We start from the raw sequence: 11,799 nt of genomic DNA, 5'->3' as shown, positions 1-11,799 counted from the left end.
CGTTATGGGAACAGGCTGTCGATCGAGGATTGATCGAGGGCGGCACCAGCGTCGGCCACTTCGACGACCGGTTCCTTGGACTTCTTCTCCGCCTTCTTTTCCGCCTTTTCGGCGGGCTTCTCGACCGGCTTCAGCGGCACGACCGAAGCCGCCGGTGCAGGCTCCGGCTCGGCTGCGGCGGCCGCCCACTCGTCCTCGACGGACGGCGCCGCCGGCGCATCGAAGCCGCCGGCCAGCAGGTTGTCGACCTCGCTCTGGTCGACGCCGCCGGAGAGCGAGGGCCCATGCATCAGGTGGGCATCCGGGCGCGTGTCGCGGACATTGGTCTGGACCTCGCCGCCCTTGAGGTCTTCGATGCCCCAGATCCGGATCATCGCGTCGACCCGCTCCTCGAGGTAGCGGAGCGTCGAGACAACCTTGGAAATGCGCTGGCCGGTGATGTCCTGGAAGCCGCAGGCCATCAGGATGTTCGTCGCCTCGACGTCGAGCTGCTCAGCCTCCGCGGCGAGCTCGTCCGACTTCTTGACCCGCTGGGCCACCTCCATGATGCGCTCAGCGCCGTTCAGGATGTCGGAGGTGGCGCGCTCGGTCGCATGGACGATCGCGTCCAGTTCCTCGGTCGCAAGATTGATGCGCCGGGCGCTGGCCGGCCCGCCATCGTCCGCCGGCTTCATCGCCCAGATCTCGGTCTTGGCCTTGCGGATCGAGGCTGCCATCTCGATCAGCTCGCGCCGCAGCACCTCGAGATGCACATCCTCGGCGGAACGCACCTGCGACTGCTCGATCCATTGCCGGATCGACCGGAGGCCGGCGTGGTACTCGTCCATCGCCAGCACGGCGGCACGCTTGTCCCGCATGCGCAGGAACGCGCGCCCGGCCTCGGAGGACAGGAGCGCGTCCTCGATGGCGATGTACTGTTCGCCGGCCAGGTCCTTGGGGACCTTGAGACCTGACATGTTCCCCACTCCCGGGACTGCGATCACAGCACCGACGCGATCTTGGTCTTCAACGTCTCGGCATTGAAGGGCTTGACGATATAGTTGCTGACGCCCGCAGCCTTGGCCGCGATGACGTTCTCGGTCTTGGACTCGGCGGTCACCATGATGAACGGCACGCCTTTGAGCGCATTGTCGGCGCGCACGAGCTTCAAGAGCTCGAGCCCCGACATGGGCTCCATGTTCCAGTCCGAGATCACGAGGCCGAACTTGTGGCCGCGCATCTTGTCATAGGCCGAGGCCCCGTTGTCGGCCTCTTCGATGTTGGTAAACCCGATCTGGTTGAGCAGGTTTTTGATGATGCGGCGCATGGTGCTGTAGTCGTCGACAACCAGCACCGGCACACTCGTATCCATCCGAACATCCTCTTTCCTGAAAAACCGCACGCGGCGAAAGGCGGGCACACCTTAAGGACGACGCGGTTAAGAAGGAGTTAGCTTTGCGGGTGAAAGCACACCCCGCTCCGCCTCGGGTCGAAATTGGGCTGAAGCATCTTTCGATGCGATTCCTGATTTCCCCCGATCGAACGGTGTGCAAAATCAATTGGCACCCATCGGCATGAGCCTCAGGCCCGCGATGGGGAGACACCGGATGGCATAAGGCTTGCTTTAAAGCCATCCATCAACAGGGGCAAACGAAGGGGGAGTAACAATGAAAAAGCGCGCGCTCATCTTGTCGGCGATCGGGCTTGCGGCGACCGGTCTCGCGGTATCATTCGCCGGCACCGCCGAGGCGAAGGAATGGAAGACGGTACGGGTCGGCATGGACGCGACCTATGCGCCGTTCGAATCCGTCAACGAGAAAGGCGAGATCGTCGGCTTCGAGGTCGACTATGCCAAGGCGCTCTGCGCCCATATGAAGATCACCTGCACGTTCCAGAACCAGGACTGGGACGGCATCATCCCGTCGCTGCTCGCCAGCAAGTTCGACGTCGTCATCTCGAGCATGAACGAGACGCCGGCGCGCATGCAGAAGGTCATCTTCAGCGACGTCTACTATGCGACGCCGCCGGTCTGGATGGGCCCTGCTGCCAACAAGAGCGACGACGTATCCCCGGCGACACTCAAGGGCAAGCTGCTCGGCTCGCAATCCTCGACCACCTTCGCCAACTACCTGCAGAAGTACTACAAGGATTCTGAAATCAAGGGCTATCCGGGCGCCGACGAGCCGAACCTCGATCTCGCCAACGGCCGGCTAGACTATGTCGTGACCGACATCCTGGTTGCCCAATCCTTCATCGAGAAGAGCGGCAACGGCTGCTGCCGGATCATCAAGGAGATCAAGCGCGAGCCCGACATCTTCGGCCCGGGCGTGGGGGCCGCGTTCCGGCCCGACGACACCGATCTCAGGGACATGTTCAACAAGGCGATCGCGGCGCTGGATGCCGACGGTACCTACAAGAAAATCGAAGCCAGCTATTTCAAGATCGACATCCGCGGCAAGTGACGGCGATGCCGGGCGGCTGCCCTTCTGAGAGCAGGCCATCTGAGCGCGCGCCGCGACGGCACGGAGGTGGCGCATGAGTTGGTTCAGCCTCCTCTTCGGTCCCCATGGCTGGGGCCCCCTGCTCGCGCAGGGGGCCCTCACCACGGTCCTGCTGGCCGTCTCGGTCATCCCGTTCGGCTTCGGCGGCGGACTGCTGCTGGCGCTGGTCAAGCTCGCACCCAGCCGCCTGCTGCGCGGGCTGGGCGATGCCTACACAACCTTCTTCCGCGGCATTCCCGACCTCTTGGCCCTGTTCATCGTCTATTTCGGCCTGCAGGCGCTGATCGATAAGATCGGGCACCTGGTGGGGGCCGAGGAGCGGGTCGAGCTCAGCGCTTTCGTGGCCGGCGTCATCGCGCTGTCGGTCGTGGCAACGGCCTATTCGAGCGAGGTCTGGATCGCCTCGCTGAAATCCATCCCGCCCGGCCAGATCGAGGCGGCCCGCTCACTCGGGCTCAACCGGCGGCACACGTTCACGCTGGTGACCTTTCCGCAGTTGATCCGCGTGGCGCTACCCGGCCTCGGCAACATCTGGACGATCCTGCTCAAGGACACCTCGCTCGTCTCGACGCTGGCACTCATGGACCTGATGCGCGCCGCGTCCGAGGCAGCCAAGGCGACCTCGCGGCCGATCGCATTCTATGCCGCCGCCTCGGGCTTCTATCTCGTGCTCAGCATCGTCTCCGGCATCGTGCAAGACCGGCTCGAGCGGCGCGCCAACCGAGGGTTCGCCTGATGGGACCGGCGCTCTACGACTGGCTCGATTTCCTCTTCAACCTCAACCTCATCGAGACCTGGGGCTGGCGCATCCTGGGCGGCCTCAGGATCACCGTCGAGGTCGTGCTGATCTCTTGCCTGCTCGGCTTCGCGCTGGCCTATCCGATCTGCCTTGCCCGGCAGTCCCGCAACCCGGTGCTGAGCAAACTCTCGCTTAGCTACGTCACTTATTTCCGCGGCACGCCGCTCCTGTGCCAGCTCTATCTCGTCTATTACGGCGCGGGCGAGATCCGCCCGTTCCTGACCGATCTCGGCCTGTGGTGGTTCTTCCGCGAAGCGTTCTATTGCAGCATCTTCGCCTTCACGCTCAACACGGCCGCCTATCAGTCGGAAATCCTGCGCGGCGCACTCGCGTCGGTGCCGCGCGGCCAGTTCGAGGCGGCGCGCTCGCTGGGCCTCTCGCCCTACCGCATCGCCCGCCATGTCGTCTGGCCGCAGGCGCTGCTGATCGCGCTCCGGCCGCTCGGCAACGAGCTCATCAGCATGATCAAGGCGAGCGCGCTCACTGCAATCGTGACCTTGCCCGACCTCATGGGCATCACGCGGATCATCTTCGCGCATTCGTTCGAGTTCACGGTCTATCTCTATTGCGCGATCATCTATCTCGCCATGACCGAGGGCATCCGGCGCCTGTGGAACCGGATCGAGCGCTTCATGTCGCAGCACCTGGCGCTCGCCCGAGCCGGCGGCGCCTTCGGCACGACACCGCTGGCCGGGACCGAGGCGGCACTGGAAAAGCCGATCATCCCGTCGGCTTCACACGGATAGGCGGTCGGCGGGCGGTCAGAGCAGCTTCGCGATCCGTTCCACGGCGCTGCGGATCTCGGCCGGCCGGGGTGCGGCAAAGCCCAGGATGAAGCCAGGCCGCCCCGGCCCGAAATAGAGCCGCGATAGCGGCCGGAGTTCGACGCCAAGACGCCGCGCCGCCTCGGCGATGGCCACGTCGTCGCGCCCCTCCGGCAGATAGGCGCAGGCATGCATGCCGCCGTCGATCGGCCCCAGCGTCAGCCGGCCGTCCAGGCGCGCAACCGCTTCGACCAGCGCCTGGCGCCGCTCCTCGTAGACGGTGCGCATGTGCCGGAGGTGCGTGCCGAGATGGCCCTCGCGGATGAAGTCCGCCAGCGCCGCCTGCGGCAGGGTCGAGGTATGGCCGTCGACAAGCGCGCGCGCCGCCACGAAATGCTCGACAAGATCGGGCGGCGCGATCAGATAGGCGAGGCGCAGGGCCGGGAACAGCAGCTTGTTGAACGTGCCGACATAGACGACGCGCCCCGCCTCGTCCAAGCCCTGGAGGGCGGCGAGCGGCCGGCCCTCGAAGCGGAACTCGCTGTCGTAATCGTCCTCGATGATGAAGGCACCGCTGCGCGCGGCCCAGGCCAGGAGCTGCAGCCGGCGCGGCAGGCTCATGACCACGCCGGTCGGATATTGATGCGACGGCGTCACATAGACGAGCCGGGCGTCGGGCGCCCGCCGGATGCCCTCGGCGACGTCGATGCCCTCGCCGTCGACCGGCACTGGCACGACCTCCGCCCCGGCCGCGGGGAAGGTCGCGGCGGAGGCCCGATAGCCCGGGTCCTCGTGCCAGACCCGATCGCCCGGATCGGTCAGGATGCGGCAGGTGAGCTCGATCGCCTGCTGGCTCGAGGTCAGGACGACGACCTGCTCCGGCGCGCAGGCGACCGCGCGGGTCGAGCCGACATAGGCAGCGATCGCCTCGCGTAGCGGGCGGAAGCCGGCGCGGTCGCCGGCGATCAGGTGATCCGGCCCCGGCGCCCGGGCCGCCCGCGCAAGCAGCCGCGCCCAGAGCTGCCGCGGGAACAGGTCGAGCGCCGGCACCGACGGCACGAACGCGCGGCCGGCCGGCGCCTCCTCCCGGCCATAGGGGCGTGCCATCAGCTCGCCGCGCCGCGACAGGGCCGCGGCCGGCACCGCGGCCCGCCCGTGGCCGAGCGCGCCGGCCGGTGCCAGCTCGCGTTCGGGCAGATTGGCGCTGACGAAGCTGCCGCTGCCGTGCCGCCGCTCGATGAAGCCTTCGGCCTCGAGCTGGTCGTAGACTGCCTCAACCGTGTTGCGCGACAGGCCGATGTCCTCGGCGAGCCGGCGGCTCGCCGGCAAAGCGCCGCCCGGCGCCAGCGCGCCGTCGAGGATCGCCTTGCGCAGCCGGCCATGAAGCCGGGCGAGCAAGGAGCCGCCGCCGCTGGCGAGCTCATCGAGCCCCTCCAGCAATGGAACCGGCAAGCCGCGCGATCTTCGTGCCATGGCGCCTCGATAGTGGTTGCCGAGGACGGATTGTTCACCGGACCTCTTGGGCCACTATGGGCAAACCGGCGGCGCTGGTGAAGTGCCGCAAGAGATTGAGGCGATGCGCCCCATGCATAAGCCGCGGAAAACGCCTAAACTCGCCTCCACAATGATCGGCACCCGCACCGATCGGGCAGCAACGACCAAGGACTGGGGCGCAGAGTTTGGACGAACAAGCGGCACCTTCGACGGCGAGGCAAGGCGCGGGACGGATGGTCGAGATCCTGGCGGTCCTGTCGGTGGCGCTCAATCTGCTGGCCCTCGGCGCCTATCTGGGCTCGAACTATTTCCAGACGTCGCAGCATCGGCTCAGTATCGTCGATCGGCGCTTTACCGACCTCGCGCGCGAGCTGGGTGTGGAGGCCGCGACGGATCCGGGCCTGACGGCACTCCATCGCGCGGTCAAGATCGCCGTCGAGGTGCGCCACGCGCGGGCCCAGCCGGTCGTCGACGACATCCTGGCTGAATTCGGCAAGCCCACACCGGACCCCGAGCGGATCCGCGTGCTGCAGGATCAGGTCATCACCATCCGGCGCGCGACCGGCGACGAGGTGCTGACCGCCCTCGTGACCTACCTGCAGCAGGCGACGCCCGAGCAGCGCCAGAAATTGATCGCGCTGCTGCGCGACCGCAAAGACCCGGGCACGATGCCGCTACGCTACGGCCTCGCCCCCTGACCTGCGCTCCCTGACTCTCGTCAGCCGCCGATCCGCGCCGTCAAGCGCGCGAGCGCCGCGCACACGGCCTCGGGCTGCGTATGATGCAGCATGTGGCCGACGCCCGGCAGAACCTGGAAGCCGGCGTCCGGCACCGCGCGCGCCAGTCGAAACGTGTGGGCCATCGGATTGACCACCTTGTCGGCGCCGCCGGTCAGGATCTCCATTGGCACGGTCAGTTGCCGATAGTGCCGGCGCAGGCGCGCGACGTCGGGGTTGAGGGCGGCCAGATCCTCCGCATTGGCGCGCAGCTGCGACGGCCGGAGGGCGAGCTCGATCGGGAAATCGAGAAAGCTCGCCGGCACCGGCTCGGGCGCGAACAACTGACCGATGATCTCCTGGGCGAGACCGCCGGAGAGCGCCGGCGCCAGCGCGCGGCTCATCAGGCTGCCGACGACCGGCGCCGCCGTCAGGCCGGCCATCCAGAGCGTCGCCTCGCGCGCGGGATGGCTCCAGCCGGCCAGGACCAGGACGCCTGCTACATCCGCCGGAAACTCATGGGCGAAGGCCAGTACCATGGCACCACCCCAGGAATGGCCGATCAGCACCGGCCGTTCGACGCCGAGCCGCGCCAGCGCCCGGTGCAGAAGCCGCGCCTGCGCCACGGGACCGGCCAAGTCGGGGACGGCCAAGTCGGCGCCGGCCGGATCTCGCCGGGGCCGCTCGCTGTGGCCGTAGCCCGGCCGATCGATCGCGATCAGCCGGTGATCGGCGCCGACCAGCGGCGCAAAGCGGCTCGACAGCAGGTCCTCGACCATGCCGCCGGCGCCATGGACGAAGACGACGGGCCGGCCGGCGCCGCGCTCGATCCAGTGCAGCCGGACGCCGTCGACCTCGACGAAGTGGCCGCACGGCGGATAGGCCTCGGCCAGGCGGCGCGCCTCGATGTCCTCGTCGGGCCAGAGCGAGGCCAGGAGATTGCCGGGATCGGGCAATTGCAGGCCGCGGGCGAATTCCGCCATCCGGCGTGCGCCTTCCTCTGCCGCCGCCTTGAGCGCGTCCAGCGGGCGGGTCTCGTCGGTCACAGCAGCCGGTCCAGCACGCGCCGGTAGGCGGCTGCCACGCCGGCCTCTTGCTCGTGCCGGCCGTCGCGCACCCGCCACTGCCCGCCGACCAGGACATGACGCACCAGCGGCGCGCTGCCGGCGAACACGAGGGCGTCGAGCAGCCGGTTGCCGTCGCGGCCGTAGATCAGCGGATGGTTGCCGTCAAGCACCACGAGATCGGCGCGATAGCCGGGCGCCAGCGCGCCGATGCGCCGGCCGGACGCCGCCGCCCCGCCCTCGAGCGCCCGGGACCAGAGGATTGCCCCGGTCGACTCGCCCGGCAGCGCCGCGACGGTACGCCGAAGCGTCGAGAGCCGCCGGCCGTATTCGAGCCAGCGCAGCTCCTCGACCGGGTTGACCGAGACATTGCTGTCGGAGCCGATGCCCCAGGTGCCGCCCGCGGCCTGGAAGGCTTCGAGCGGGAACAGCCCGTCGCCCAGGTTCGCCTCGGTCGTAGGGCACAGGCCGACGACGGCGCCGCTCGCCGCCAGCCGGTGCATCTCGCGCGCCGTCATGTGTGTCGCGTGCACCAGGCACCAGCGCTGATCGATCGGCGTATGGTCGAGCAGCCATTCGACCGGCCGCGAACCGCACCAGCCGAGGCAGTCCTCGACCTCGCGCACTTGCTCAGCGGCATGGATATGGATCGGCGCGGTCGGATCGACGGCGCCGAGACCGGCCAGCATTTCGCCGAGCGCCTTGGGCGGCACCGCCCGGAGCGAATGGGGCGCCACGCCGATGCGGAGCTGCCCGTCGCCCGCCGCCTCGCCGGCCAGCCCCGCGACGAGCGCCAGGAAGCGGTCGACCGAGAGCACGAAGCGCCGTTGCCCCTCGTTCGGCGGCAACCCGCCGAAGCCGCCCGTCTGGTAGAGCACGGGCAGCATGGTAAGCCCGATGCCGGTGCGCCGCGCCGCCGCCAGCACCGCGTGCGGCAGGCTCGCTGGATCGGCATAGGGCGAGCCGTCGGGCGCATTGTGCAGGTAATGGAACTCGCAAACCGCCGTATAACCCGCCTTCAGCATCTCGATCTGCAGCTGGGCCGCGATCGCCTCGAGATCGTCGGGGCCGAGCGCACCGGCGAAGCGGTACATCACCGGTCGCCAGCTCCAGAAGCTGCCGGGATCGCGCTCGGCCGCTTCTGCCAGGCCAGCCATGGCGCGCTGGAACGCGTGGCTATGCAGGTTGGGCATGCCGGGCAGCGCGGGCCCGTCGAGCCGTTCGGCCGCGGCGGCGGCCGGTGACGCGGCGTCGACGTCGGCCTTGACGGTGACGAGATTGCCGGCCGGATCGATCTCCAGCAGCACGTTGTCGCGCCAACCGTCCGGGAGCAGCGCGGCCTCAGCAAACAGCGCGGTCATCGCCCCTAGTTCTCCGATATGATGCCCCAGTCCGATATGATGCCCGAGACCAGCAACCTATTCCGGGGACGAGGGTGACGGCAATCTGGGACAGTCTATGGGTCGACGTCGACCTCGCCACCATGCAAACGGACGCACCCTATGGGATGATCCGTGACGGCGCGCTGGCGATTCGCGATGGACGGATCGCCTGGGTCGGCCGGCGCGCCGATCTGCCTGGGACGCCGGACCGGCTTGCCGCCGCGGTCGTCGAGGGCGGCGGGCACTGGATGACGCCCGGGCTGATCGACTGCCACACCCACATCCTGTTCGGCGGCGAGCGCGTGCGCGAATTCGAGCTTCGGCTCGAAGGCGCCACCTACGAGGAAATCGCGCGCGCGGGCGGCGGCATCGTCTCGACCGTCGCCGCGACGCGGGCCGCGAGTGAGGACGACCTCGTCGCGGGCGCCGTCCGCCGGCTGCGGCCGTTCCTGGCCGAAGGCGTCACCACGGTCGAGGTCAAGTCCGGCTACGGCCTTGATCTCGCGACCGAGCTCAAGATGCTGCGGGCCGCACGCCGGCTCGGCGACGCCCTGCCGGTCTCGGTCTCGACGAGCTTTCTCGGCGCCCATGCGGTTCCACCGGAATTCAAGGGCCGGCAAGGCGACTACGTCGACCTGCTGTGCCGCGAGATGCTGCCCGCCGTCGCCCAGTCCGGCCTGGCCGACGCGGTCGACGGCTTCTGCGAGGGCATCGCCTTCACCCCGGACGAAATGGCGCGGATCTTCGAGACGGCGACCAGGCTCGGCCTCAGCGTCAAGCTGCATGCCGAGCAACTGTCGGACCTGGGCGGTGCGGCGCTCGCGGCCCGATTCGGCGCGCTGTCGGCCGATCATCTCGAATGCCTCGGCGAGGACGGCGTCGCCGCCATGGCCGCGGCCGGCACGGTCGCGGTGCTGCTGCCCGGCGCCAATTATTTTCTGGGCGAGTCGCGGCGGCCACCGGTCGCGGCCCTGCGCCAAGCCGGCGTGCCGATGGCGCTCGCGTCCAACTGCAACCCCGGCTCGGCGCCGGTGCTCTCCCTGCTTCTGATGCTATCCATGGGCTGCACGCTGTTCCGGCTCACGCCCGAGGAGGCGCTCGCCGGCGTGACGCGCGCGGCGGCCCAGGCCTTGGGACTCGCCGATCGCGGCCGCCTGGCATCGGGCCTCCGGGCGGACCTGGCGCTCTGGGACATCGAGAGCCCGGCCGCCCTCGCGTACTGGATCGGCGGCAATCCCTGCGCCGGCATCATCCGTGGCGGCGTGCCCGTGGCCCCAGGCATGGCCCCAGGTTCCCCATAAACAGACGCCTTCTTGAAATCGTTTTCATGGCCACCGCATCCGAATGAGATGCCATAGATCGAATTTATGCTGACCTCGCGGTCGAAAACCGCCAGAAAATGTGACACTTTGATGAAGTCTCGATTGATGAAGCCTGGATCGCCTGCCCTGCCATGATGATCGACGCGACCGTAGAACCCGCGAGCGAGATCGCGACCGCGCCTGAAATCCCTGCCCCCGTCGTGCCGCCGGCGACACCGCCGCTGCGCCTCTTGCTCGACGTCGACGGCGAGGCCGCCGCCGTGCTGGCCAAGGCCGAAGTCGTGCTGGCCCATGCGGCGAAGCGGCCAGTCATCCGCCGCTTGCGCCAGGTTTTCTGGGATACGCCAGGCCTCACCATCGGGCGCCAGGGCATCGGCTTCGCGATCGAAACCTCGGGCCGGCGCCGGCAACAGCTGATGCGCCCGATCGGTGTCAGGCCGACCGGCGGCCGGATTCTGAGCCCGGTCGCGATGGCGCTCGACGGCGAGCGACTCGACCCGGCCCGGCTCGCGTTCCTGCCGGGCATCGACGTGGGCCATGTCGCGCGCCTCTTGCCCAGCGATCTCGTGCCGGTCCTGGCGCTCGATCTGCACCGCACGATCTGGCAGATCGAGTTCGGCGAGGCCCGGTTCGCGCTCACGCTCGAGAAGGCCGAGGTCGAGGCGACGGCCGGCCGGCTCGGGCCGTGCCAGGTCGAGCTTCTGCTGCAGGCCGGCCCGGCCCACGGCCTCTACGATTTCGCGGCCGAGCTGCATCGCGCGGTCCCGTTCGAGCTCGCGACCCACGATGCCGTGCAGCAGGCCTATCGCCTGGTCGCGGCCGAAGATTGGTGGCCGACCGAGCCCGGACAGGCACCGCTGCTCCATCACGCCATGAGCGTCGAGCAGGGCTTGCTCGCGATCGGCCGCGCGGCGGTTGCCGATCTGCGCGCGGAGATCGGCCGGCTCACCCAGGCGATGCCGGTCGAGCAGGTGCATCAGGCCCGCGTGGCGCTCCGCCGCTTGCGTTCGATCCTTTCCGTCTTCCGCAAGGCGTTGCCGGATGCGCCGCGCCGGGCGCTCGCGGGCGACCTGACGGCACTCGCGAGCGCGCTTGGCCAGGCGCGCGAATGGGACGTGTTCATGGCGAATACGCTGACGCCGCTTGGCCGCGCCCTGGGCGAAGAGCGTGGCCTCAAGGGTCTGGGCTTCACGGCCGCGGTCCTGCGCGAACGCGCGGCGGCGGACGCCTATGCCGCGGTCCTGGCCAGCGATTTCATGGGCCTGTCGCTGAGACTCGCCGCCTGGTTCGATGCCGGGCTCTGGCCCGAGCCGCCGAGTGCCGAGGCCGCGGCCCTGCTGGCCGAACCGCTTGAGCGGTATGCGACGGCGATCCTCCGGAAGAGCCACAAGCGCTTCCTCGCGGCGGGCGCCCACCTGGCCGAGGCCGGCCCCAGCGATCTGCACGGCCTGCGCATCGACGCGAAGCGCCTGCGCTATGTCGCCGAGTTCTTCCGCCCGCTGTTCCCGGGCAAGCCGGCACGCCGCTACGTCGCGGCGTTGCGCGACATCCAGGACATCCTGGGCACGCTCAACGACGCGGTGGTGGCGCGCGGGCTTGCGGCCAAGCTCGCGGCCCAAGATGAGAAATACGGGCCGCGCGCGGCAGGCCTCGTCGCCGGCTGGAGCGCTGCCGAGACGGAAGCCGCCCGACAGCGCTTCGCCGAGGTCTGGCGCCAATTCACCAAGACCGCGCGCTTCTGGAAGGACCGCTGATCGCCGAGGCGCGATTCCACGGCG

The 11,799-nt window shown here is 69.0% G+C and carries 11 protein-coding genes; 6 read left to right on the top strand and 5 right to left on the bottom strand.

From position 1 onward, the window contains the following. Nucleotides 1-2: 2 nt before the first annotated feature. Nucleotides 3-956: a protein phosphatase CheZ gene (locus IEY58_RS03335; protein ID WP_189042369.1), complete on the bottom strand. Its 954-nt coding sequence runs from the start codon at nt 954-956 to the stop codon at nt 3-5. A 23-nt stretch (nt 957-979) separates the two neighbouring features. Next, the gene (locus IEY58_RS03330) at nt 980-1,351 is read right to left on the bottom strand and encodes a response regulator (RefSeq protein ID WP_189042367.1); all 372 of its coding nucleotides are present in this window, start codon (nt 1,349-1,351) and stop codon (nt 980-982) included. A 295-nt stretch (nt 1,352-1,646) separates the two neighbouring features. On the opposite strand from IEY58_RS03330, the gene IEY58_RS03325 reads away from it, so the two are divergent. From IEY58_RS03325 to IEY58_RS03315, 3 genes are all read left to right on the top strand, one after another. Further along, on the top strand, nt 1,647-2,441 hold the full coding sequence (locus IEY58_RS03325; RefSeq protein ID WP_189042365.1) for a transporter substrate-binding domain-containing protein: 795 nt from the start codon (nt 1,647-1,649) through the stop codon (nt 2,439-2,441). A gap of 73 nt (nt 2,442-2,514) precedes the next feature. Continuing rightward, complete coding sequence (locus tag IEY58_RS03320; RefSeq protein ID WP_189042363.1) at nt 2,515-3,216, top strand: ABC transporter permease; 702 nt, start codon at nt 2,515-2,517, stop codon at nt 3,214-3,216. Beyond that, the gene (locus IEY58_RS03315) at nt 3,216-4,025 is read left to right on the top strand and encodes an ABC transporter permease (protein WP_189042361.1); all 810 of its coding nucleotides are present in this window, start codon (nt 3,216-3,218) and stop codon (nt 4,023-4,025) included. The genes IEY58_RS03320 and IEY58_RS03315 overlap by 1 nt, the downstream gene beginning before the upstream one ends. A 15-nt stretch (nt 4,026-4,040) precedes the next feature. Here the strand turns inward: IEY58_RS03315 and pdxR are convergent, their stop codons facing one another. Then, nucleotides 4,041-5,516 (bottom strand): MocR-like pyridoxine biosynthesis transcription factor PdxR, encoded by a 1,476-nt coding sequence (pdxR, locus tag IEY58_RS03310; RefSeq protein WP_189042359.1) that lies wholly within the window; start codon nt 5,514-5,516, stop codon nt 4,041-4,043. A 254-nt stretch (nt 5,517-5,770) separates the two neighbouring features. On the opposite strand from pdxR, the gene IEY58_RS03305 reads away from it, so the two are divergent. Beyond that, the gene (locus tag IEY58_RS03305) at nt 5,771-6,235 is read left to right on the top strand and encodes a hypothetical protein (protein WP_189042357.1); all 465 of its coding nucleotides are present in this window, start codon (nt 5,771-5,773) and stop codon (nt 6,233-6,235) included. A 20-nt stretch (nt 6,236-6,255) separates the two neighbouring features. Here the strand turns inward: IEY58_RS03305 and IEY58_RS03300 are convergent, their stop codons facing one another. Continuing rightward, a complete protein-coding gene (locus IEY58_RS03300) occupies nt 6,256-7,299 on the bottom strand; it encodes an alpha/beta fold hydrolase (protein ID WP_189042355.1) in 1,044 nt (347 codons plus the stop codon). Further along, a complete protein-coding gene (locus IEY58_RS03295) occupies nt 7,296-8,678 on the bottom strand; it encodes a formimidoylglutamate deiminase (RefSeq protein WP_189042353.1) in 1,383 nt (460 codons plus the stop codon). Before IEY58_RS03295 ends, IEY58_RS03300 begins: the two co-directional genes overlap by 4 nt. Before the next feature lie 122 nt (nt 8,679-8,800). Between IEY58_RS03295 and hutI the strand changes: the two genes are divergently transcribed. Then, nucleotides 8,801-10,000, top strand: a complete 1,200-nt coding sequence (hutI, locus tag IEY58_RS03290) for an imidazolonepropionase (protein ID WP_189042546.1) — start codon at nt 8,801-8,803, stop codon at nt 9,998-10,000. 152 nt (nt 10,001-10,152) lie between these two features. Then, nucleotides 10,153-11,775 carry a CYTH and CHAD domain-containing protein gene (locus tag IEY58_RS03285; RefSeq protein WP_189042351.1) on the top strand — a complete coding sequence of 541 codons (1,623 nt, stop codon included), beginning with the start codon at nt 10,153-10,155 and terminating at the stop codon, nt 11,773-11,775. Nucleotides 11,776-11,799 lie beyond the last annotated feature (24 nt).

Origin of the sequence: Aliidongia dinghuensis (genome assembly GCF_014643535.1) — a bacterium.
Lineage (GTDB): Bacteria > Pseudomonadota > Alphaproteobacteria > ATCC43930 > CGMCC-115725 > Aliidongia > Aliidongia dinghuensis.
The sequence above is the reverse complement of the archived record's forward strand: the minus strand, read 5'-3'. Positions and strand labels throughout refer to the sequence as shown.